The sequence below is a fragment of the Pseudomonas gregormendelii genome, assembly GCF_017114825.1.
In the GTDB taxonomy this organism is placed as follows: Bacteria; Pseudomonadota; Gammaproteobacteria; order Pseudomonadales; family Pseudomonadaceae; genus Aquipseudomonas; species Aquipseudomonas gregormendelii.
The window spans coordinates 34,236-54,353 of record NZ_JADEVO010000032.1; the positions used below are offsets into that span (position 1 = coordinate 34,236).

20 protein-coding genes are annotated in these 20,118 nt (G+C 60.4%); 11 read left to right on the top strand and 9 right to left on the bottom strand.

Going from position 1 to position 20,118, the window contains the following annotated elements; genetic code table 11:
* Nucleotides 1–4 precede the first annotated feature (4 nt).
* The 5 genes from IMW75_RS20220 to tldD all read left to right on the top strand — a co-directional run bounded on the left by IMW75_RS20220 (nucleotide 5) and on the right by tldD (nucleotide 8,462).
* Entirely contained in the window at nucleotides 5–601 is a 597-nt protein-coding gene (locus tag IMW75_RS20220; RefSeq protein ID WP_205893553.1) for a Maf family protein, read from the top strand.
* Between the two features lie 57 nt (nucleotides 602–658).
* Nucleotides 659–2,116, top strand: coding sequence for a ribonuclease G (gene rng, locus IMW75_RS20225; protein WP_045061469.1), 1,458 nt, complete (start codon nucleotides 659–661; stop codon nucleotides 2,114–2,116).
* A 75-nt stretch (nucleotides 2,117–2,191) separates the two neighbouring features.
* Complete coding sequence (locus tag IMW75_RS20230; RefSeq protein WP_205893554.1) at nucleotides 2,192–5,995, top strand: YhdP family protein; 3,804 nt, start codon at nucleotides 2,192–2,194, stop codon at nucleotides 5,993–5,995.
* Between the two features lie 156 nt (nucleotides 5,996–6,151).
* The gene (locus IMW75_RS20235; RefSeq protein ID WP_045061467.1) at nucleotides 6,152–6,997 is read left to right on the top strand and encodes a carbon-nitrogen hydrolase family protein; all 846 of its coding nucleotides are present in this window, start codon (nucleotides 6,152–6,154) and stop codon (nucleotides 6,995–6,997) included.
* 22 nt (nucleotides 6,998–7,019) lie between these two features.
* Nucleotides 7,020–8,462, top strand: a complete 1,443-nt coding sequence (gene tldD, locus IMW75_RS20240) for a metalloprotease TldD (protein ID WP_205893555.1) — start codon at nucleotides 7,020–7,022, stop codon at nucleotides 8,460–8,462.
* A gap of 109 nt (nucleotides 8,463–8,571) precedes the next feature.
* Here tldD and yjgA read toward each other — a convergent pair whose 3' ends face one another.
* On the bottom strand, nucleotides 8,572–9,096 hold the full coding sequence (yjgA, locus tag IMW75_RS20245; protein WP_045061465.1) for a ribosome biogenesis factor YjgA: 525 nt from the start codon (nucleotides 9,094–9,096) through the stop codon (nucleotides 8,572–8,574).
* 108 nt (nucleotides 9,097–9,204) lie between these two features.
* Here yjgA and pmbA point away from each other — a divergent pair, with 108 nt between their 5' ends.
* From pmbA to IMW75_RS20275, 6 genes are all read left to right on the top strand, one after another.
* Nucleotides 9,205–10,551 carry a metalloprotease PmbA gene (pmbA, locus tag IMW75_RS20250; RefSeq protein WP_205893556.1) on the top strand — a complete coding sequence of 449 codons (1,347 nt, stop codon included), beginning with the start codon at nucleotides 9,205–9,207 and terminating at the stop codon, nucleotides 10,549–10,551.
* A gap of 192 nt (nucleotides 10,552–10,743) precedes the next feature.
* Nucleotides 10,744–11,151, top strand: a complete 408-nt coding sequence (locus tag IMW75_RS20255) for a hypothetical protein (RefSeq protein WP_045061463.1) — start codon at nucleotides 10,744–10,746, stop codon at nucleotides 11,149–11,151.
* Entirely contained in the window at nucleotides 11,132–12,508 is a 1,377-nt protein-coding gene (locus IMW75_RS20260; RefSeq protein ID WP_045061462.1) for a class II fumarate hydratase, read from the top strand. The genes IMW75_RS20255 and IMW75_RS20260 overlap by 20 nt, the downstream gene beginning before the upstream one ends.
* Before the next feature lie 27 nt (nucleotides 12,509–12,535).
* Nucleotides 12,536–12,976, top strand: a complete 441-nt coding sequence (locus tag IMW75_RS20265) for a hypothetical protein (RefSeq protein WP_205893557.1) — start codon at nucleotides 12,536–12,538, stop codon at nucleotides 12,974–12,976.
* 2 nt (nucleotides 12,977–12,978) lie between these two features.
* On the top strand, nucleotides 12,979–13,590 hold the full coding sequence (locus IMW75_RS20270) for a superoxide dismutase (protein ID WP_045061460.1): 612 nt from the start codon (nucleotides 12,979–12,981) through the stop codon (nucleotides 13,588–13,590).
* A 30-nt stretch (nucleotides 13,591–13,620) separates the two neighbouring features.
* A complete protein-coding gene (locus IMW75_RS20275) occupies nucleotides 13,621–14,514 on the top strand; it encodes a ZIP family metal transporter (RefSeq protein ID WP_045061459.1) in 894 nt (297 codons plus the stop codon).
* Between the two features lie 80 nt (nucleotides 14,515–14,594).
* On the opposite strand, the gene IMW75_RS20280 is transcribed toward IMW75_RS20275, so the two are convergent.
* From IMW75_RS20280 to lptC, 8 genes are all read right to left on the bottom strand, one after another.
* Entirely contained in the window at nucleotides 14,595–14,870 is a 276-nt protein-coding gene (locus IMW75_RS20280; RefSeq protein ID WP_205893558.1) for an HPr family phosphocarrier protein, read from the bottom strand.
* 15 nt (nucleotides 14,871–14,885) lie between these two features.
* On the bottom strand, nucleotides 14,886–15,743 hold the full coding sequence (gene rapZ / locus IMW75_RS20285; RefSeq protein WP_122837511.1) for an RNase adapter RapZ: 858 nt from the start codon (nucleotides 15,741–15,743) through the stop codon (nucleotides 14,886–14,888).
* Nucleotides 15,744–15,745: 2 nt separating this feature from the next.
* Entirely contained in the window at nucleotides 15,746–16,210 is a 465-nt protein-coding gene (ptsN, locus tag IMW75_RS20290) for a PTS IIA-like nitrogen regulatory protein PtsN (RefSeq protein WP_045061456.1), read from the bottom strand.
* A gap of 12 nt (nucleotides 16,211–16,222) precedes the next feature.
* A complete protein-coding gene (gene hpf, locus IMW75_RS20295; RefSeq protein ID WP_045061455.1) occupies nucleotides 16,223–16,531 on the bottom strand; it encodes a ribosome hibernation-promoting factor, HPF/YfiA family in 309 nt (102 codons plus the stop codon).
* Nucleotides 16,532–16,605: 74 nt separating this feature from the next.
* Nucleotides 16,606–18,099 carry an RNA polymerase factor sigma-54 gene (locus IMW75_RS20300; protein ID WP_045061454.1) on the bottom strand — a complete coding sequence of 498 codons (1,494 nt, stop codon included), beginning with the start codon at nucleotides 18,097–18,099 and terminating at the stop codon, nucleotides 16,606–16,608.
* A gap of 183 nt (nucleotides 18,100–18,282) precedes the next feature.
* Nucleotides 18,283–19,008: an LPS export ABC transporter ATP-binding protein gene (lptB, locus tag IMW75_RS20305; RefSeq protein WP_045061453.1), complete on the bottom strand. Its 726-nt coding sequence runs from the start codon at nucleotides 19,006–19,008 to the stop codon at nucleotides 18,283–18,285.
* Entirely contained in the window at nucleotides 19,008–19,556 is a 549-nt protein-coding gene (gene lptA / locus IMW75_RS20310; RefSeq protein WP_045061452.1) for a lipopolysaccharide transport periplasmic protein LptA, read from the bottom strand. Before lptA ends, lptB begins: the two co-directional genes overlap by 1 nt.
* Entirely contained in the window at nucleotides 19,543–20,115 is a 573-nt protein-coding gene (gene lptC / locus IMW75_RS20315; protein WP_045061451.1) for an LPS export ABC transporter periplasmic protein LptC, read from the bottom strand. The genes lptA and lptC overlap by 14 nt, the downstream gene beginning before the upstream one ends.
* Between the last annotated feature and the right edge of the window lie 3 nt (nucleotides 20,116–20,118).

A 20,118-nucleotide genomic window follows, 5' to 3' on the forward strand; every position in this document is an offset into this window, starting at 1 on the left:
CGAGATGAAACAGCTATTTCTCGCCTCAGGCTCGCCACGTCGGCGTGAGTTGCTCACGCAGATTGGCGTGCCGTTTTCCGCCATCAGTGCGGACATCGATGAAACCCCCTTGAATGACGAATCCCCTTCGGCCTACGTCGAGCGCATGGCGCGAGGCAAGGCCGAGGCCGGGCGTGATGCTGTCGTGTGCGCCGCAGATTATTGCGTGCTGGGTGCCGACACCGCCGTAGTGCTGGACGGGAAAATTCTTGGCAAGCCGGTGGACGAAGCTGACGCATGCGCCATGCTTATGATGTTGTCCGGTCGCGAGCATGAAGTTCTGACAGGTATCGCCGTGCTGGATGGCGCGCGTTGCGAATCCCGGGTGATCCGTAGCCTGGTACGTTTTCGCCGCATTGAAGCGCCAGAAGCGGCGGCCTACTGGGCCAGCGGCGAACCCCGTGACAAGGCCGGCGGTTATGGCATCCAGGGGCTCGGCGCGGTGTTCGTGGCGGGGCTGGATGGCAGCTACTCGGCGGTGGTTGGCTTGCCACTGTGCGAAACCGCAGAACTGCTGGGCCATTTCGGCATACCCTGTTGGCAAACCCTTAACGCGCTCTGAGCGTCGTACTGACAAGATGCGGCCATTATCGTGAAAATGCCTGAACGAGACCCTGCCATGAGTGAAGAGATCCTGATCAACATCACGCCGATGGAATCGCGCGTGGCGGTGGTTGAAAACGGTGTTCTGCAAGAGGTTCACGTCGAGCGCACGCAGAAGCGCGGGATTGTCGGCAACATCTACAAGGGCAAGGTCGTTCGGGTATTGCCGGGGATGCAGGCGGCTTTTGTCGACATCGGCCTTGATCGGGCAGCGTTCATCCATGCCTCGGAGATTTCCCTGCGCGAAGGGCCTGCGGTTGAGAGCATCAGCGCACTGGTTCACGAAGGCCAAAGCCTGGTGGTGCAGGTCACCAAGGACCCGATCGGCTCCAAAGGCGCACGCCTGACCACCCAGCTGTCGATTCCGTCGCGATACCTGGTGTACATGCCGCGTACGGCACATGTCGGCATCTCCCTGAAAATCGAAGACGAAGGCGAGCGTGAACGGCTCAAGCAGGTAGTCACCGACTGCGTGGCCAGGGAAGGGATCAAGGAAGCGGGCGGCTTCATTCTGCGCACGGCTGCAGAAGGTGCCGGTGCCGATGAAATCCTCATGGACATCCGTTACCTGCGCAGGCTCTGGGATCAGATCAACGAGCAGATCAAGACCATCGGCGCGCCGAGCGTGATCTACGAAGACCTCGGCCTGGCGCTGCGCACATTGCGCGACCTGGTCAGCCCGAAGATCGAAAAAATCCGCATCGACTCTCGGGAAACTTTCCAGAAAACCACGCAGTTCGTCGCTGAATTGATGCCGGAAATTGCTGATCGCCTGGAGCACTACCCGGGTGAACGTCCGATTTTCGACCTGTACGGCGTCGAAGATGAAATCCAGAAGGCCCTCGAGCGCAAGGTCCCGCTAAAATCCGGTGGTTACCTGGTGGTCGATCCGGCGGAAGCCATGAGCACCATCGACGTCAACACCGGGGCTTTTGTCGGGCATCGCAACCTCGAAGAAACCATCTTCAAGACCAACCTGGAAGCGGCCACCGCTATCGCTCGTCAACTGCGCCTGCGCAACCTGGGCGGGATTATCATCATCGACTTCATCGACATGGAAGACGAAGAGCACCAGCGCCAGGTCCTGCGTACCCTCGAAAAACAGCTGGAGCGCGACCACGCCAAGACCAACATCATCGGCATCACCGAGCTGGGCCTGGTGCAGATGACCCGCAAGCGTACCCGTGAAAGTCTCGAACAGGTGCTGTGCGAACCTTGCAGCAGCTGCCAGGGCCGGGGCAAGCTGAAGACGCCGGAAACCGTCTGCTATGAAATTTTCCGGGAAATCCTGCGGGAGGCTCGCGCCTATCAGGCCGAAGGCTATCGTGTATTGGCGAACCAGAAAGTTGTCGACCGCCTGCTGGATGAGGAGTCCGGCAATGTCGCCGAACTCGAAGGATTTATCGGCCGCACCATCCGGTTTCAGGTGGAAACCATGTATTCACAGGAACAATACGACGTGGTGCTGCTCTGAACCCTTACGTCGTCAATCACCTGGAACAGCTGGCCTCAGCTTTCTGCAGTTTTAACGCCATGGGAGCCAACTGACATGGACCGTCTGACACGCATTTTGGCCGCACTGACCCGCTGGGGTCTGGGCCTGTGCGCGTTGGCTTTGGTGCTGATGGCGCTCTACGTCAGCCTTGGGCGGGAACTGACGCCGCTGGTGGCCGAATACCGGGCCGAGGTCGAGGCCAAGGCCAGCACTGCGTTGGGTATGCCGCTGCACATCGGTGAACTGGAAGGTAACTGGAGCGGTTTTGCGCCGATCCTGCTGGCCCATGACGTGATGCTCGGCGAAGGGGCAAACGCTCTGCGCCTGGACCAGGTGCGCGCGGTGCCGGATATCTGGGCCAGCCTGCTGGCCCGCGAAGTACGCCTGGCCCATCTCGAACTCAACGGCCTGAAGATCAGCCTCAAGGAAGGCGAGGATGGCCATTGGGCGCTGGAAGGATTGCCCGTCCAGCAGGATCAGCCGCTGGACCCTGAACAACTGCTCAACCGCATGCAGATGGTCCAGCAGCTTTCGGTCCTTGATAGCCAGGTGACCTTGCAGCCGCTGGATCATGTGCCGCTCACCCTGACGTATGTCGGCATGAGCCTCAAGACCGGCAGCTCCCGACAGCGGCTCGATGCCCGGCTGACATTGCCGGATGGCCAGCCATTGGCCCTGAGCCTGCGCACTCGGCTGCAGGCCAGCGACTGGAAGAACGGTGCAGCGGACGCCTATCTCAGCCTGCCGCAAAGTGACTGGTCGAAGTGGCTGCCGGAGCGTCTGACCCAGCACTGGAATTTCACCGAGATCAAGGCCGGCGGCGAGCTGTGGGTAAACTGGAGCAAGGGCGCGCTGCAGAGCGCGGCCGTGCGTCTGAATGCGCCGCAAATCAAAGGTGCCTACGCCGAGCGCAAGCCGATCCAGATCAGCAACCTGGCACTCAACGCCTATTTCCAGCGTGACGCCGCGGGTGCGCTGGTCACGCTGGACTCCTTGGCCATGAACTTCGGCGAAACCCGTTGGGAATCGCGACTGCAACTCAAGCAGAGCGGCGCCAGTGATAACACCCCGGAACTGTGGCACCTGCAGGCCGATCGCCTCGACCTTACGCCGCTCACGCCGCTGTTGAATGCGCTGGGCCCCTTGCCTGAAGGCGTCGCCACGGCGGTCGAGCGACTTAAAGTGACGGGTAGCCTGCGTAATGTACTGCTCGACTTCCGGCCAGCGGCCACGGACGACAGCAAAATCAGCTTTGCCGCCAACCTCGACCGGGTAGGCTTCAATGCCTATCACGGTGCACCGGCGGCGCGAAATGTCAGTGGCAGTATCAGTGGCGACCTGGGGCAGGGCGAGTTGCGCATGGACAGCAAGGACTTTTCCCTGCACCTGGACCCGATCTTCGCCAAGCCCTGGCAGTACCTCCAGGCCAACGCCAAGCTGACCTGGAAAATTGATAAAGAAGCCTTCACCCTGACCGCGCCCTACCTGAAGGTGTTGGGCGAGGAGGGCAAGATTGCCGGCGACTTCCTGATCCGCCTGCATTTCGATCATTCCCAGGAAGACTACATGGACCTGCGGGTCGGCCTGGTGGACGGTGATGGTAAATACACTGCCAAGTACCTGCCGACGGTATTGAGCCCGGCGCTGGACGAATGGCTGCGCACCGCGATTCTCAAGGGCGCGGTAGACGAAGGTTTCTTCCAGTACCAGGGCTCGCTGGCCCACGGCGCTGCAGAAGCCGATCGCAGCATCAGCCTGTTCTTCAAGGTTCATGACGCAGAACTGGCCTTCCAGCCAGGCTGGCCGCATGTCAGCAAGGTCAGTGGCGATGTGTTCATCGAGGACAGAGGGGTGCGGATTCTTGCCAGCAAAGGGCAGTTGCTCGACACCCAGGTTCGCGATATCTACGTCGAAATTCCCCATGCGGCTGCCGGCAAAAGCAGTCACTTGCTGCTCGACGGCGCTTTTGCCGGGGGGTTGGGCGATGGCCTGAAAATTCTCCAGACCGCGCCGATCGGTACCGCGCAGACCTTTGCCGGCTGGGAAGGCGAGGGCGACCTGCAGGGCAAGCTGAAGCTGGATATTCCGCTGGCCAAGGGCGAGCTGCCGAAAATCCTGGTCGACTTCAAGACCGCCAAGGCGCGCCTGAAATTGAGCGAACCGGCGCTGGAATTGACCCAGCTCAAGGGTGATTTCCGTTTCGACAGCACCAAGGGCCTTAGCGGTCAGAACATCACGGCACGGGCCTTTGATAAGCCGGTCTCCGCGCAGATCTTTGCCGATGGCAGTGCCGGCAATCTCAAAACCCGGGTGATGGCGGCGGGCCAGGTCGAGGTGAAAAAACTCACTGACTGGTTGAGCGTGACCCAGCCGTTGCCGGTCACCGGTGTGATTCCCTATCAACTGCAACTCAACCTTGGCGGAGCCGACAGCCAGTTGCTGGTCAGCTCCAACCTCAAGGGCGTTGCCATCGATCTGCCTGCGCCGTTTGGCATGGCGGCGAATGTGGGGCGCGACACCACGTTCCGCATGACCCTGCAGGGTGAGGATCGGCGTTACTGGGTCAATTACGGCGAGCTGGCGAACTTCACCTATGAAGCGCCCGTCAGCAATTTCGCCGAAGGTCGTGGCGAACTGCTGCTGGGTGGCGGTCAGGCCGTCGTGCCGGGTGCCAAGGGCCTGCGAGTGCGCGGTTCGCTATCGGAACTGGACGTCGGGCCCTGGAAGGACCTGGCAGACAAATATGCCGGCAAGGATCCTGGCGGCAGTGCCAAGCAGTTGCTCAGCAGCGCCGACCTGAAGATCGGCAAACTCACCGCCATGGGCACGACGCTGGATCAGGCATCGGTGCAGTTGAACCGCAGGCCGGCCTCGTGGGCTTTGCAGCTCGACAGCCAGCAGGTCAAGGGCACGGTCGCCATCCCTGACGCCAAAGGTGCGCCGATTGCCATCAACCTGCAGTACGTGAAGTTGCCAGCGCCCGATCCGACGGTCCTCGCCGATGAGAACTCGCCGGACCCGCTGGCCACCGTGGACCCGACAAAGATTCCGGCGCTGGATGTCACGATCAACCAGCTGTTCCAGGGCAAGGACCTGGTTGGCGCCTGGTCGCTGAAGGTCCGCCCCACAGCCAAAGGCATTGCCCTCAACACCCTGGACCTGGGCCTCAAGGGCATCCTGCTGCAGGGCAGCGGTGGCTGGGAAGGCACACCGGGCGCATCGAGCAGCTGGTACAAGGGTCGGATCAGCGGCAAGAATCTCGCCGACGTACTGAAGGGTTGGGGATTCGCGCCGAGTGTCACCAGTGAAAACTTTCACATGGACGTCGACGGTCGCTGGCCTGGTTCGCCAGCCTGGCTGGCCACCAAGCGCTTCTCCGGCACCCTCGATGCGTCGCTGAACAAAGGCCAGTTCGTCGAAGTTGATGGCGGCGCCCAGGCGTTGCGGGTATTTGGCCTGCTGAACTTCAACTCCATCGGCCGTCGCCTGCGCCTGGACTTTTCCGACCTGTTCGGCAAAGGCTTGAGCTACGATCGGGTCAAGGGACTGCTGGTCGCAAGTGACGGGGTCTTCGTCACCCGCGAGCCGATCCTGATGACCGGCCCATCGAGCAACATCGAGTTGAACGGCACCCTGGACCTGGTGGGCGACAAGGTTGATGCCAAGTTGCTGGTGACCTTGCCGGTGACCAATAACCTGCCAATTGCCGCGCTGATTGTCGGCGCACCGGCCATCGGCGGCGCGCTGTTCCTGATCGACAAGTTGATCGGCGACCGCGTGGCGCGTTTCGCCAGCGTCAAGTACACCGTCAAGGGGCCGTGGAAAGAACCGAAAATCACTTTCGACAAGCCTTTTTGAAATCATCAGCCAGGCTCGATGGAGTAGCATGGCCCCTGTAGGAGCTGCCGCAGGCAGCGATCTTTTGACCTTGGCGATTTTAAAATCAACATCAAAAGATCGCAGCCTGCGGCAGCTCCTACGGGGTATGTTTCGATTTCACGATAGGAATACGTCATGTCATTTGCGGTGATTCAAATGGTCAGCCAAAGCGATGTGCTGGCCAATCTGGCCCAGGCCCGCCGCTTGCTCGAAGAGGCCGCCGCAGCTGGCGCGCGCCTCGCCGTGCTGCCAGAAAACTTCGCCGCCATGGGCCGCCGTGATATCGCTGACATCGGGCGCGCCGAGGCGTTGGGCGAAGGTCCGATCCTGCCATGGTTGAAACAGACCGCCCTCGACCTCAAGTTATGGATAGTGGCCGGCACATTGCCGCTGCCGCCGGTGGATCAGCCAACGGCCAAAGTGCACGCCTGCTCGTTGCTGGTCAATGACCAGGGCGAGACGGTGGCGCGCTACGACAAGCTGCACCTGTTCGATGTGGATGTGGCAGACAACCGCGGGCGTTATCGCGAATCCGATGACTATGCTTATGGCAGTGGTGTCGTGGTAGCGGATACGCCAGTCGGCCGGGTCGGCCTGACGGTGTGTTATGACCTGCGTTTTCCAGAGCTGTACAGCGAATTGCGGGCTGCCGGCGCGGAGTTGATTACCGCACCTTCAGCCTTCACTGCGGTGACGGGCGCGGCGCACTGGGAGGTGCTGATTCGCGCACGGGCCATCGAGACACAGTGTTACGTGCTCGCGGCAGCCCAGGGTGGAACTCATCCGGGACCGCGCGAAACCTGGGGGCACGCCGCCATCATCGATCCTTGGGGGCGTGTGCTGGCCCAGCAGGATCAAGGCGAGGCCGTGCTGCTGGCCGAGCGCGATAGTAGCGAACAGGCGTCCATCAGGGCGCGGATGCCGGTGTCCAGTCACCGGCGCTTTTTCTCGCAGGGCGCACAGCGACCTGCCTCGCAATGAACGAATTTAAGGCGCAAAGCATATGAGCGAGTTGTTGTCCTCAGTCAGTGAACACCTCCTGGCACCTGGCGGCGTAACCATCGAGAGCCTGCAAGGTGTGCTCGGCGATCTCGCCGGCCCGGGCATCGATGCCGCCGACCTGTACTTCCAGGGACAGATCTCCGAGTCCTGGGCGCTGGAAGACGGCATCGTCAAGGAAGGCAGCTTCAACCTCGACCAGGGCGTTGGCGTGCGCGCGCAGTCCGGTGAAAAAACCGGCTTTGCCTACAGCAACGCCATCACCCTCGAAGCCCTGGGCGCAGCGGCCCGTGCCGCGCGTTCGATCTCCCGTGCCGGCCAGAATGGCAGCGTGCAGGCTTTTACTACCCAGAACGTCGCCCAGTTGTACGGGCCGGATAACCCGCTGGAAGTGATGAGCCGTGCCGAGAAAGTCGAGTTGCTCAAGCGCATCGACGTCGCAACCCGTGCTCTCGATCCGCGCATCCAGCAAGTCACTGTGAGCATGGCCGGTGTGTGGGAGCGCATTCTGGTGGCTTCCACCGACGGCGGCCTGGCAGCGGATGTACGTCCACTGGTGCGCTTCAACGTCAGCGTGATCGTCGAGCAGAACGGTCGCCGCGAGCGCGGTGGCCATGGCGGCGGCGGTCGTACCGACTACCGTTATTTCCTCAGTGATGACCGCGCCATGGGCTACGCCCGCGAAGCGCTGCGTCAGGCGCTGGTGAACCTGGAAGCCATTCCGGCACCGGCCGGCACCTTGCCGGTCGTACTGGGCTCGGGCTGGTCCGGTGTGTTGCTGCACGAGGCGGTTGGTCACGGCCTGGAAGGCGACTTCAATCGCAAGGGCAGCTCCGCCTATAGCGGACGCATGGGCGAGATGGTTGCCTCCAAGCTGTGCACCATCGTTGATGACGGCACGCTGGCCGGTCGTCGCGGCTCGCTGAGCGTCGACGATGAAGGCACTCCAACCGAGTGCACCACGTTGATTGAAAACGGCGTGCTCAAGGGCTACATGCAGGACAAGCTCAACGCGCGCCTGATGGGCGTGGCCCGCACTGGCAACGGTCGACGTGAATCCTACGCGCACCTGCCGATGCCGCGCATGACCAATACCTACATGCTGGCAGGCGAGAGTGATCCGCAGGAGATCATTGCCTCGGTGAAACGCGGCATCTACTGCGCCAACCTCGGCGGTGGCCAGGTCGACATCACCAGTGGCAAGTTTGTGTTCTCCACCAGCGAGGCGTACCTGATCGAGGACGGCAAGATTACCGCGCCGGTCAAAGGCGCAACCCTGATCGGTAACGGGCCGGAGGCGATGAGCAAGGTGTCGATGGTCGGCAACGACCTGTCGCTGGACAGCGGCGTCGGAACCTGTGGCAAGGATGGGCAGTCGGTGCCGGTCGGTGTCGGCCAGCCAACGCTGAAGATTGATGCAATCACTGTGGGTGGCACAGGATCGTAAGGAACACGTGTTCCGTGCAGGAGCTGCCGCAGGCTGCGATCTTTTGCTTTTACAAGATCAAAAGATCGCCGCCTTTGGCAGCTCCTACCTCGGATGGGTTGTGCGCTACTTAACGCAAACCGCGTTGAGTCTCGTCCAGCTCACGGATGTACTTGAAGATTTTACGGCTCGATGCCGGCGGCTTGTTGGTCGCCAGTTCGTGCTGGGCCTGACGGATCAGGGAGCGCAACTGCTGGCGATCAGCCTCCGGGTAGTCGAGCACGAACTTCTCCAGGACCGCATCGTCGCCCGCGATCAAGCGATCGCGCCAGCGTTCCAGGCCATGGAAACGTTCGTTGTACTGCCGGGTGGAGGCATCGAGTTGATCGAGCAGAACAAGAATGGCGTCAGTGTCCTGGTCGCGCATCAGTTTGCCGATGAACATCAGGTGCCGTTTACGCGCGATATTCGCGGTGTGCTTGGGCGCATCGGCCAATGCCCGGCGCATGGCGTCGGTCAACGGCAGTTTTGCCAGCAAGTCAGGCTTGAGTGTTGTAAGGCGCTCGCCAAGGTCAACCAGAGCATGCAGCTCGCGTTTAACCTGGGATTTGCTTTTTTCTCCCGTATCGAGGGAGTCGTCGTAAGAATCAACCATGGTGGCCGTCCGCAAAGAAACGCCGCCATGATAACCAGTCGGGGGCCACTTGTCCGGCCCGGTCGCTCGATGACCCTCGCCGAAAGCAGAATTTGAGTGGAGAACAGCATGAGTGCAGTTGAAAGCGTCGGCCCGCAAGCGTTGCCGGCACTGCAGGAACAAGTCGAGCAGATCATTGCTGAAGCCAAGCGCCAGGGCGCCAGTGCCTGTGAAGTAGCAGTGTCCCTGGAGCAGGGCCTGTCGACTTCGGTGCGCCAGCGTGAGGTCGAGACTGTTGAGTTCAACCGCGACCAGGGCTTTGGCATCACTTTGTACGTCGGCCAGCGCAAAGGCTCGGCCAGTACGTCGGCCAGCGGGCCAGAGGCGATCCGGGAAACCGTGGCCGCCGCGCTGGCAATTGCCAGGCACACTTCCGAAGACGAAGCCTCGGGCCTTGCAGATGCCGCGCTGATGGCCAAGGACCTGAAGGATTTCGACCTGTTCCACCAGTGGGACATTACCCCGGAGCAGGCCATCGAGATGGCCCTTAGCTGTGAAGCGGCGGCGTTTGCAACCGACAGCCGGATCAAGAACGCCGACGGTACCACCCTCAGCACGCATCAGGGCTGCCGAGTCTATGGCAACAGCCACGGGTTCATTGGCGGTTATGCATCGACCCGCCACAGCCTGAGCTGCGTGATGATCGCCGAGGCCGATGGCCAGATGCAGCGCGATTACTGGTATGACGTCAGCCGCCAGGGCAATTTGCTGGCCGATCCGGTGAGCATTGGCCAGCGTGCCGCGCAGCGGGCTGCCAGCCGGTTGGGCGCGCGCCCGGTGCCAACCTGTGAAGTGCCGGTACTGTTCTCCGCCGAACTTGCCGGTGGCTTGTTCGGCAGTTTCCTTTCGGCGATCTCCGGCGGCAGCCTGTATCGCAAATCTTCATTTTTGGAAGGCACCTTGGGGCAGCAACTGTTCCCGCAATGGCTGACCATCGACGAGCGTCCACACCTGATGCGCGCCATGGGCAGTTCGGCGTTCGACGGCGATGGCCTCGCGACCTATGCCAAGCCGTTCGTCGAGAAGGGCGAGCTGGTGTCGTACATCCTTGGCACCTATTCCGGTCGCAAGCTGGGGATGCCGAGCACCGCCAACGCCGGCGGCGTGCACAACCTGTTCGTCACCCATGGCGACGAAGACCAGGCAGCCTTGTTGCGCCGCATGGGCCGCGGCCTGCTGGTAACCGAGTTGATGGGGCAGGGCCTGAACATGGTCACTGGCGACTATTCCCGCGGTGCTGCCGGCTACTGGGTTGAAAACGGCGAAATCCAGTTTGCGGTCCAGGAAGTGACCATCGCCGGCAACATGCGCGACATGTTCAAGCAGATCGTTGCCGTGGGTAATGACCTGGAACTGCGCAGCAATATTCGCACGGGGTCGGTGCTGATCGAGCGGATGACCGTCGCAGGCAGCTGATATTTTTGCTGCAACACTAAAGGCACGCGACCCAACCGGATGGCGTGCTTTTTTTTCGCCTGCATATCACGGCAGGTAAAGCACGCCTGTTGGAGCAAGCTTTGCTCCCCAGAGGGATATCCGGGATCTCGGGGTTGTTTTGGTTATCATTATCATATAATAATAAATCTCATTACCGAATGAGCCCGGATCATGAGTTCTGCCTTGCACGAGCAGCCCTATCAAGAAAGCTGGCGCTGGATGAGTCGCCAGATCCGTTGCGCAATGGACCCTGACGAGCCGCGCCTGATTGAGCACTACCTGGCCGAAGGCCGGTACCTGGCGTGTTGCACGGCCACTTCTCCCTGGACCATAGCCGAAACCTCTTTCCGTTTGCTGCTTGATACCGCCGCCGACGTCGCACTGCCCTGGCACTGGCGCAGCTTGTGCCTTGACCAGGCCTGGCGTCCTCTGCGCGACCTGGAACGCCTCTCCTTGTGTAAATGCCGCCTCAAGCGCTGGCAACGCTACACCTGGCAACTGGCCACCTGCGAGTTGCAGCCCTCCATTCCTCTAGACGAACTGGTGCAAGGATTTTCTGATGAACAAGACACGTATTGAGCGCGACAGCATGGGCGAATTGAACGTCCCGGTAGACGCCCTGTACGGCGCGCAAACCCAGCGCGCAGTGGACAACTTCCCCATCAGCGGCAAGCCGATGCCGGTGCAGTTCATCCGTGCATTGATACTCGCCAAAGCTGCAGCGGCCCGCGCCAATGTCGAGCTCAAGCAGATCAGCGAGTCCCAGGGCAAAGCCATTGTCGATGCGGCGCAAGGCTTACTTGAGGGCGACTTCATGCAGCACTTCCCGGTGGATATCTTCCAGACCGGCTCGGGCACCAGTTCCAACATGAACGCCAATGAAGTGCTCGCCACCCTGGCCAGCCGTCTGCTCGGTGAGCCGGTCAATCCCAACGACCATGTCAACTGCGGCCAGAGCAGCAATGACATCATCCCGACCACGATCCATGTCAGCGCTGCCCTGGCGCTGCATGAGCAACTGTTGCCGGCATTGACCCGCCTGGTGCAGGTGATCGAGCGCAAGGCCGAAGAGGTTCACCACCACGTCAAGACCGGTCGCACGCACCTCATGGATGCCATGCCGGTGCGCATGAGCCAGGTGCTCAACGGTTGGGCCCAGCAACTCAAGGCCAACGTCGGGCACCTGCAGGATTTGCTGCCGAGCCTGCAATCCGTGGCTCAAGGCGGCACGGCGGTGGGCACCGGGGTCAACGCCCATCCCGAATTCGCGGTACGTTTCAGCGAACAGTTGAGCAAGTTGACCCTGGTGGAGTTCACCCCGGGCCAGGATCTGTTTGCGCTTATTGGCTCGCAAGATACGGCCGTCAGTGTTTCCGGCCAGTTGAAAGCCACCGCCGTGACCTTGATGAAGATCGCCAACGACCTGCGCTGGATGAACTCCGGCCCTTTGGCCGGTCTCGGTGAAATCGAACTCGAGGCGCTGCAGCCGGGCTCCTCGATCATGCCTGGCAAGGTCAATCCGGTCATACCGGAAGCCACCGCCATGGTTGCCGCCCAAGTGATCGGCAACGACACGGTCATCACCATCGCCGGTCAGTCGGGCAATTTCGAGCTCAACGTGATGTTGCCGATCATCGCCCAGAACCTGCTGAGCAGCATCGAATTGCTGGCCAATTCCAGCCATCTGCTGGGTGAAAAAGCCATTGCCAGCTTCAAGGTCAACGAAGCCAGGCTCAAGGAAGCGCTGTCGCGCAACCCGATCCTGGTCACGGCCCTGAACCCGATCATTGGCTACCAGAAAGCCGCTGAAATCGCCAAGAAGGCCTATCAGCAAGGCCGCCCGGTGATTGATGTCGCCCTTGAACACACTGACCTGACGCGCAGCCAGCTCGAGCTTTTGCTTGACCCGGTAACGCTCACCGCAGGCGGCGTGTAACCACCGCTACCGTTTTGGAGGCTCACCATGGAGCACTGGAAACGCACGATCGAAAGAGCAAATCGCTGTTTCATGCAGGGCGAACTGGTCGATGCGCGCGAGGCTTACTTGCAGGCATTAGCGCTGGCCCAGGTGTTGTTCGAGCGCTGGGCGGATGCCGACGAAGCGGTGGCAGCCTGCGTCATCTCCCATCACAACCTTGCAGACCTGCACCTGCGGCTCAATCAGCCGGAGGAGAGCGCCGAATACCTGTGTGCCATCCACCAGCGGTTGCTGCAGACCATGCAGGACACGCGACTGGCGCCAGCGTTGCGCGAAGCTGCGCTGCGCCAGAGCAGCAAGACCTATGTCGAGCTGCTGAATTTCATCAGCGAACACGGTGAATACCCACGGACCCACCGCCTGCTGCACATCGAAGCCGTTCCAACTGCCAACCGGCCTGCGCCTCTTCATCATGGAGTTCACTGAACATGGCTTTTACCCTGCCTGACTTGCCCTACGCCTACGATGCCCTGGAACCGCACATTGATGCCAAGACCATGGAGATCCACTACACCAAGCACCACCAGACCTACATCAATAATCTGAACGCGGCCGTCGAAGGCACCGAATTCGCCGAATGGACCGTGGAAAAGCTGGTGGCGGCCGTTCAGCAGCTGCCGGAAAAACTGCGTGCCGCCGTTATCAACCAGGGCGGTGGTCATGCCAACCATTCGCTGTTTTGGGAAGTCATGGCCCCGCACGGTGGCGGCGCCCCTGACGGCGCGCTGGCCCAGGCAATCGACGAGCAACTGGGCGGGCTCGACAGTTTCAAGGAGGCGTTCACCAAGGCTGCGCTGACCCGTTTTGGCAGTGGCTGGGCATGGCTGAGTGTGACCCCGCAGAAAAAACTGGTGGTGGAAAGCAGCGGCAATCAGGACAGTCCGCTCATGAATGGCAACACGCCCATCCTTGGCCTGGACGTGTGGGAGCACGCCTACTACCTGCAGTACCAGAACCGTCGCCCGGAATACATCAACGCGTTCTACAACGTAATCAATTGGCCTGAAGTGGCGGCGCGCTACAAGGCGGCCCAGGGTTGAATCTCCAATGAAAAACCACCAAGGCTGATTATGGGCACTGAAACGCTGGCGATCGGAAGTGGGCGGATGTTTCGTTACGCATTCGGATCGCTGTTATTGTTGGCGGGTATGTCCTTGCTGGTCGCCCAAGGGCTGGCGTGGCTGGATCTTGAACCGAAACTGCTGCGTGCATTGCAGGGTGGGGCGATCTGCGCACTGGGTACGGCGCTGGGCGCGGTGCCGGTGCTGGTGATTCGCCGCATGCCGCAAGCCGTCAGCGATACGCTGTTAGGTTTCGGCGCGGGGGTCATGTTGGCGGCGACGGCGTTTTCGCTGATCGTGCCTGGGATCTCCGCCGCGCAGAGCCTCGGGCTTAAGCCTTGGGCCGCCAGTGGCCTGATCAGCCTTGGTATCATGCTTGGCGCTTTGGGTTTGTATCTGGTGGACCGCAAGGTCTCCGGGGCCTGCCCGGAAATGCTGGCAGGCGCGCAGGAGGGGCCGGCGATTGCGCCGAGGATCTGGCTGTTCGTGTTTGCCATCATTGCCCATAACATTCCCGAAGGCATGGCGGTCGGGGTGTCAGCCGGGGGCGGCATGCCTGATGCCGATAGCCTGGCGATGGGTATTGCGCTGCAGGATGTGCCGGAAGGGCTGGTGATTGCGCTGGTGTTGGCGGGGGCGGGGATGTCGAGGGTCAGGGCATTCCTGATCGGTGCCGCTTCAGGTTTGGTTGAGCCGGTTTTTGCGCTGCTGTGTGCGTGGCTGGTGAGCCTGGCCGAACTGCTATTGCCGCTTGGGCTGGCACTGGCGGCCGGGGCCATGTTGCTGGTGGTTACGCACGAAGTGATCCCCGAGTCGCGACGTCATGGTCACGACAAGCTGGCGAGCCTGGGGTTGCTGATTGGGTTTTGCTTGATGATGGTGATGGATACGGCGCTGGCTTGAAAATCAAAAGATCGCACAGGGTTCGTGTACCCGTGCAGGCGCTGCCGCAGGCTGCGATCTTTTAATCTTGACCTTGTTCTTTACTCGCCTTCGTCGAAGTAGTTGTTGATCAACGCTACCAGCGCATCCAGCGCTTCGTCCGCCTCTTCGCCTTCGGTACTCAAATGGATCCTGGTGCCCTTGCCAGCCGCCAGCATCATCATTGCCATGATGCTCTTGCCGTCCACCGTGGTTTCCGGCGTGCGTCCTACCCTGATGGTGCAATCCTTGAACTTTCCTGCGACCCCGACAAATTTCGCCGACGCGCGGGCATGCAGGCCCAGCTTGTTGATGATTTCAATTTCCAGAGCAGGCATCGCGATGTGAATCCTTTAGCTGAGGTCGCGGTGGCGGACCTGGACGTTCTTCAGGGATTGTTGCAGAACCTGGCCCAGACGTTCGGTCAGGTAGACGGAGCGGTGATGCCCGCCGGTGCAGCCAATGGCTATGGTGACATACGCGCGGTTGCTGGCAGCAAAGCGTGGAAGCCATTTGAGCAGGTAGGTGGAGATGTCCTGGAACATTTCCTCGACGTCCGGTTGCGCGGCCAGGTAGTCGGCTACCGGTTGATCGAGCCCGGACTGCTCGCGCAACTCTGGTTTCCAATAAGGGTTGGGCAGGCAGCGCACGTCGAACACCAGGTCGGCATCCACAGGCATGCCACGCTTGAAGCCGAAAGACTCCACCAGGAACGCGGTGCCAGGCTCAGGCTGGTTCAACAGCCGCAGCTTGATGGTATCGCGCAACTGGTACAGGTTCAGGTTGGTGGTGTTGACCTTGAGGTCAGCCAGGTCGGCAATCGGACCCAGCAGATTGGACTCGTCCTGAATCGCCTCGGCGAGCGAGCGATTGGCATTGCTCAGCGGATGGCGGCGACGGGTTTCGGAAAACCGCTTGAGCAGGGTTTCTTCGTCGGCGTCCAGGTACAGCACGTCACACTTGATGTGACGGCTGCGCACTTCCTCCAGCAATTCCGGAAAACGGGACAGGTGGCTTGGCAGGTTGCGCGCGTCAATCGACACGGCCACCAGCGGTTGCGCGAGCTCGGTGTGGATCAGTGCTCGTTCGGCCAGCTCGGGCAACAGCCCGGCGGGCAAGTTGTCGATGCAGTAGTACCCGCTGTCTTCAAGGACATCGAGCGCGGTACTTTTACCTGAGCCGGAGCGGCCGCTGACAATGATCAAGCGCATGATTAATGACCGTTCTGCTCGTCCAGGACAACCTGGTACAAGGCTTCATTGCTCGGGGCGCTGCGCAATTTTTCGCGCACTTCCTTGCGATCAAGCATGCTGGCAATCTGGCGCAAAAGCTCCAGGTGCGCATCGGTGGCGGCTTCCGGGACCAGCAACACGAACAGCAGGTCAACCGGAGCACCGTCGATGGCGTCGAAATCAATAGGGGCGTCGAGGTGCATCAGGGCGCTGACCGGCGAGGTACAGCCCTTGAGGCGACAGTGGGGGATGGCGATGCCGTTGCCAAAACCGGTCGAGCCGAGTTTTTCACGGGCGATCAGGGCCTCAAAGACATCTTGCATCTCCATATCCGGCACTTCGCGATGGATTAGGTTGGCAATTTGTTCGAGGGCTTTCTTTTTACTGCCGCCCGGCACGTTCACGAGGGAACGGCCGGGGGTCAGGATGCTTTCAAGTCGGATCATGGATTGGGAGTGTTAACGACCGGTTGCGCCCTGGAGGAGGCTCTGGGTCTTTTCCTTATGCTTTTTGAGTTGGCGATCCAGCTTGTCGGTCAGCAGGTCGATGGCGGCATACATGTCCGTATGCTCGGCATTGGCGACCACTTCTCCGCCGGGTATATGCAGCGTGGCTTCGATTTTCTGCAGCAGCTTCTCGACGGTCATCGTGACTTGCACGTTGGTTATCTTGTCGAAATGCCTTTCCAATCGGGCGAGTTTTTCGCCGATGTAGGTGCGCAGGGGTTCGGTCACTTCCAGTTGGTGTCCACTGATGTTGACTTGCATACAGCTTCTCCTTCGTTGCCAGTGCATAAAGCGGTAGACCCGATGGTCTACCACTGGAACGCTGTGGCGTGGCTTTACATCAACCGCTTGCGTTCGCTCGAAGGCGCGATCCCAAGGGATTCGCGGTACTTGGCGACGGTGCGGCGAGCCACCTGAATGCCTTGTGCCTCCAGTAAACCAGCGATCTTGCTGTCACTCAACGGCTTTTTCTGATTTTCCGCTGCAACCAGTTTTTTGATGATCGCGCGGATCGCCGTGGACGAGCATTCACCGCCTTCCGAGGTGCTGACGTGACTGGAGAAAAAGTATTTCAGTTCATAAATACCCCGTGGGGTATGCATGAATTTTTGCGTGGTCACCCGGGAAATCGTCGATTCGTGCATGCCGACGGCTTCGGCGATGTCATGCAGTACCAGCGGCTTCATGGCTTCGTCGCCGTACTCCAGAAAACCCCGTTGATGCTCGACGATCTGGGTAGCAACTTTCATCAGGGTTTCGTTGCGGCTCTGCAGGCTCTTGATGAACCAGCGGGCTTCCTGCAACTGATTGCGCATGAAGGTGTTGTCCGCGCTGGTGTCAGCGCGACGCACAAAACCGGCGTACTGGGCGTTGACCCGCAATTTGGGCACCGACTCCTGGTTGAGTTCCACCAGCCAGCGCTCGTTGTCCTTGCGCACGATCACGTCCGGGACCACGTATTCGGCCTCGCTGGACTCGATCTGCGAGCCGGGTCGCGGGTTGAGGCTCTGCACCAGTTCGATCACCTGGCGCAGTTCATCTTCCTTGAGCTTCATGCGGCGCATCAGCTGGCTGTAGTCGCGGCTGCCCAGCAGGTCGATGTAGTCCGTGACCAGGCGCTTGGCTTCTGCGAGCCAGAGGGTCTTGGCGGGCAACTGGCGCAATTGCAGCAGCAGGCATTCGCCGAGGTTTCGGGCAGCGATACCGGCCGGTTCGAATTGCTGGATGCGGTGCAGGACGGCTTCGATTTCGTCCAGCTCGATGTCCAGCTCCGGGTCGAAGGCTTCGAGGATTTCCTCGAGGGTTTCGTCCAGGTAGCCCTGATTGTTGATGCAGTCGATCAGGGTGACGGCGATCAGGCGGTCCGTGTCGGACATCGGGGCGAGGTTGAGCTGCCACAGCAGGTGGCTTTGCAGGCTTTCACCGGCCGACGTGCGGGTGGTGAAGTCCCACTCGTCATCATCGTTGCTGGGCAGGCTGCTGGCGCTGGTCTGGTAGACGTCTTCCCATGCAGTATCGACCGGCAGCTCGTTGGGAATGCGCTCGTTCCAGTCGCCTTCCTCAAGGTTGTCGACCGTTGGCGCGGTCTCCTGATAGGAGGGCTCCGAAACATCGGCGTTGGGTTGCTGCTCGGCTTTGTCGGCCAAGGGATCGGCATTGTCGAAGTCGTCGCCGTCTTCCTGGCGTTCGAGCATCGGGTTGGACTCCAGCGCCTCCTGGATTTCCTGCTGCAGGTCCAGGGTCGACAATTGGAGCAGGCGGATGGCCTGTTGCAGCTGAGGTGTCATCGTCAGCTGCTGGCCCATTCTCAAGACTAGCGATGGTTTCATGGCAGGGGCTTAAACCTTATTCGCCGGCGCGCATGCGCCATCCACTACAGGGCGCCGAAGCGCCAAACTTAAGCAAATTATATGCCCGATTTTGCAGTGTTTGCCTAGAGCGCTGTAACAATAAAAAAGTATTGATTTTTCAAAGTGACAAGCGCTCGCGCGACTGGGCAGGCACCTCAGCGCTTACAGGCGGAACTCATGGCCCAGATACACTTCCTTGACCAGGTCGTTGGCCAGGATGGTCGCGGAGTCGCCCTCGGCAATCAGCTGGCCATCGTTGACGATGTAGGCTGTTTCGCAGATATCCAGGGTTTCGCGGACGTTGTGGTCGGTGATGAGTACACCGATGCCCTTGGCCTTCAGGTGATGGATAATCTGCTTGATATCGCCAACCGAGATCGGGTCCACGCCGGCGAAAGGTTCATCGAGGAGGATGAACTTCGGGTTGGTGGCCAGCGCCCGGGCAATTTCCACACGGCGTCGCTCGCCGCCCGACAGGCTCATGCCGAGGTTGTCGCGGATGTGGCTGATGTGGAATTCCTGCAGCAGGCTCTCCAGCTCCTTGCGGCGCCCGGCCTTGTCGAGTTCCTTGCGGGTCTCGAGGATGGCCATGATGTTATCGGCCACCGACAGTTTGCGGAAGATCGACGCTTCTTGCGGAAGATAGCCAATACCTGCCTTGGCGCGGCCGTGCATGGGCTGGTGACTGACATCCAGGTCGTCGATCAGCACGCGGCCCTGATCAGCCTGCACCAGGCCGACGATCATGTAGAAGCAAGTGGTCTTGCCGGCGCCGTTGGGGCCAAGAAGCCCGACGATCTGACCGCTGTCGATGGACAGGCTGACGTCACGCACGACCTGGCGGCTCTTGTAACTCTTGGCCAGATGCTGAGCTTTCAGAGTTGCCATTACTGGGCCTTCTGCTCGTCGGTTTTCTTTTTAGGCTGGATAACCATGTCGATTCGCGGGCGCGACTCGGTCACCTTGTTGCCCGTGGCGCGACCGGCGCTTGCCAGCTTCTTCACGGTGTCGTAGACGATTTTCTCGCCCTGGGTGACGTTGTTGTCCTTGTCGATGACCTTGGCTCGATCGATCAGCACGACGCGGTTCTGCGAGGCGTGATACTGGATCGTGACGCCGTAGCCCTGGACAGGCTTGGCGTCGCCCTGGGTCTGCAATTGCTCGAAGTAAGCCAGGTTGCCCACGGAAGTCACCACGTCGATATCGCCTGCCGGGGTGCGGGTGATGGTCACGGTGTTACCGGTCACCTTCATGGAGCCCTGGGTGATGATGACGTCGCCTTTGTAGGTGGCGATGCCGTTCTTGTCGTCCAGTTGGGCGTCGTCGGCCTGAATGCGGATAGGCTGCTCTTGATCGTTCGGCAGAGCCCAGGCGCTCACGCTTCCCAGTGCTGCGCCCAGGCTGAGCAAAATAGGGAGGGTTTTAACGAGCCTCATACTGTCCTCTTACGTTCGATAGCAGGTGTATCCTGCTTTCTTTCAAATACGCTTTCATTCCCGTGCCAGTCGACACGCCACCGGCGCCGTCGATTCTAACGGGTTGCTCCGTCTGCGCATATTGCTGCTTCGGGAACACGGTCATACGGGTGGTGGTAATCAGCGTCTTACGGTTTTTCTCGTCGAAACGTGTGATACGCACCGAGTCGATCAGTTCCACTTCCGTACCATCCGGATTCACTTCACCGCGTTCGCTCTGTACATGCCAGGGAAACTCGGTGCCGCGGAACATGTTCAGGTCCGGGTTGGTCAGCAGCGTCACTTCAGTGGCTTTAAGGTGTTCGACCTTGTCCGACGTCATCTCGTACTGCAGCTTGCCATCGGGCAGGAACTGCACGCTGTGGGCGTTCAGGGCGTAATAGTCGATCGCCGTCTCATCGACGGCCACGGTCGGCTTGTCGAGAAAGCGTTCAGGGCTGATGTTCCAGTAGCCGACCGCAGCAAAAATCGCGGCGATGCAACCGAACAGCAGTATGTTGCGAAACTTTTTGCTCAGCATAGT

Excerpts from the sequence above, each read along its gene's own strand:
- IMW75_RS20230 (WP_205893554.1), top strand. The coding sequence starts at position 2,192 with ATGGACCGTCTGACACGCATTTTGGCCGCACTGACCCGCTGGGGTCTG.
- IMW75_RS20265 (WP_205893557.1), top strand. The coding sequence starts at position 12,536 with ATGGAGCACTGGAAACGCACGATCGAAAGAGCAAATCGCTGTTTCATG.
- rng (WP_045061469.1), top strand. The coding sequence starts at position 659 with ATGAGTGAAGAGATCCTGATCAACATCACGCCGATGGAATCGCGCGTG.
- IMW75_RS20280 (WP_205893558.1), bottom strand. The coding sequence starts at position 14,870 with ATGCCTGCTCTGGAAATTGAAATCATCAACAAGCTGGGCCTGCATGCC.
- IMW75_RS20270 (WP_045061460.1), top strand. The coding sequence starts at position 12,979 with ATGGCTTTTACCCTGCCTGACTTGCCCTACGCCTACGATGCCCTGGAA.
- yjgA (WP_045061465.1), bottom strand. The coding sequence starts at position 9,096 with ATGGTTGATTCTTACGACGACTCCCTCGATACGGGAGAAAAAAGCAAA.
- hpf (WP_045061455.1), bottom strand. The coding sequence starts at position 16,531 with ATGCAAGTCAACATCAGTGGACACCAACTGGAAGTGACCGAACCCCTG.
- ptsN (WP_045061456.1), bottom strand. The coding sequence starts at position 16,210 with ATGATCCGACTTGAAAGCATCCTGACCCCCGGCCGTTCCCTCGTGAAC.
- IMW75_RS20275 (WP_045061459.1), top strand. The coding sequence starts at position 13,621 with ATGGGCACTGAAACGCTGGCGATCGGAAGTGGGCGGATGTTTCGTTAC.
- IMW75_RS20300 (WP_045061454.1), bottom strand. The coding sequence starts at position 18,099 with ATGAAACCATCGCTAGTCTTGAGAATGGGCCAGCAGCTGACGATGACA.
- rapZ (WP_122837511.1), bottom strand. The coding sequence starts at position 15,743 with ATGCGCTTGATCATTGTCAGCGGCCGCTCCGGCTCAGGTAAAAGTACC.
- IMW75_RS20235 (WP_045061467.1), top strand. The coding sequence starts at position 6,152 with ATGTCATTTGCGGTGATTCAAATGGTCAGCCAAAGCGATGTGCTGGCC.
- lptA (WP_045061452.1), bottom strand. The coding sequence starts at position 19,556 with ATGAGGCTCGTTAAAACCCTCCCTATTTTGCTCAGCCTGGGCGCAGCA.
- lptB (WP_045061453.1), bottom strand. The coding sequence starts at position 19,008 with ATGGCAACTCTGAAAGCTCAGCATCTGGCCAAGAGTTACAAGAGCCGC.
- IMW75_RS20255 (WP_045061463.1), top strand. The coding sequence starts at position 10,744 with ATGAGTTCTGCCTTGCACGAGCAGCCCTATCAAGAAAGCTGGCGCTGG.
- tldD (WP_205893555.1), top strand. The coding sequence starts at position 7,020 with ATGAGCGAGTTGTTGTCCTCAGTCAGTGAACACCTCCTGGCACCTGGC.
- pmbA (WP_205893556.1), top strand. The coding sequence starts at position 9,205 with ATGAGTGCAGTTGAAAGCGTCGGCCCGCAAGCGTTGCCGGCACTGCAG.
- IMW75_RS20220 (WP_205893553.1), top strand. The coding sequence starts at position 5 with ATGAAACAGCTATTTCTCGCCTCAGGCTCGCCACGTCGGCGTGAGTTG.
- IMW75_RS20260 (WP_045061462.1), top strand. The coding sequence starts at position 11,132 with ATGAACAAGACACGTATTGAGCGCGACAGCATGGGCGAATTGAACGTC.
- lptC (WP_045061451.1), bottom strand. The coding sequence starts at position 20,115 with ATGCTGAGCAAAAAGTTTCGCAACATACTGCTGTTCGGTTGCATCGCC.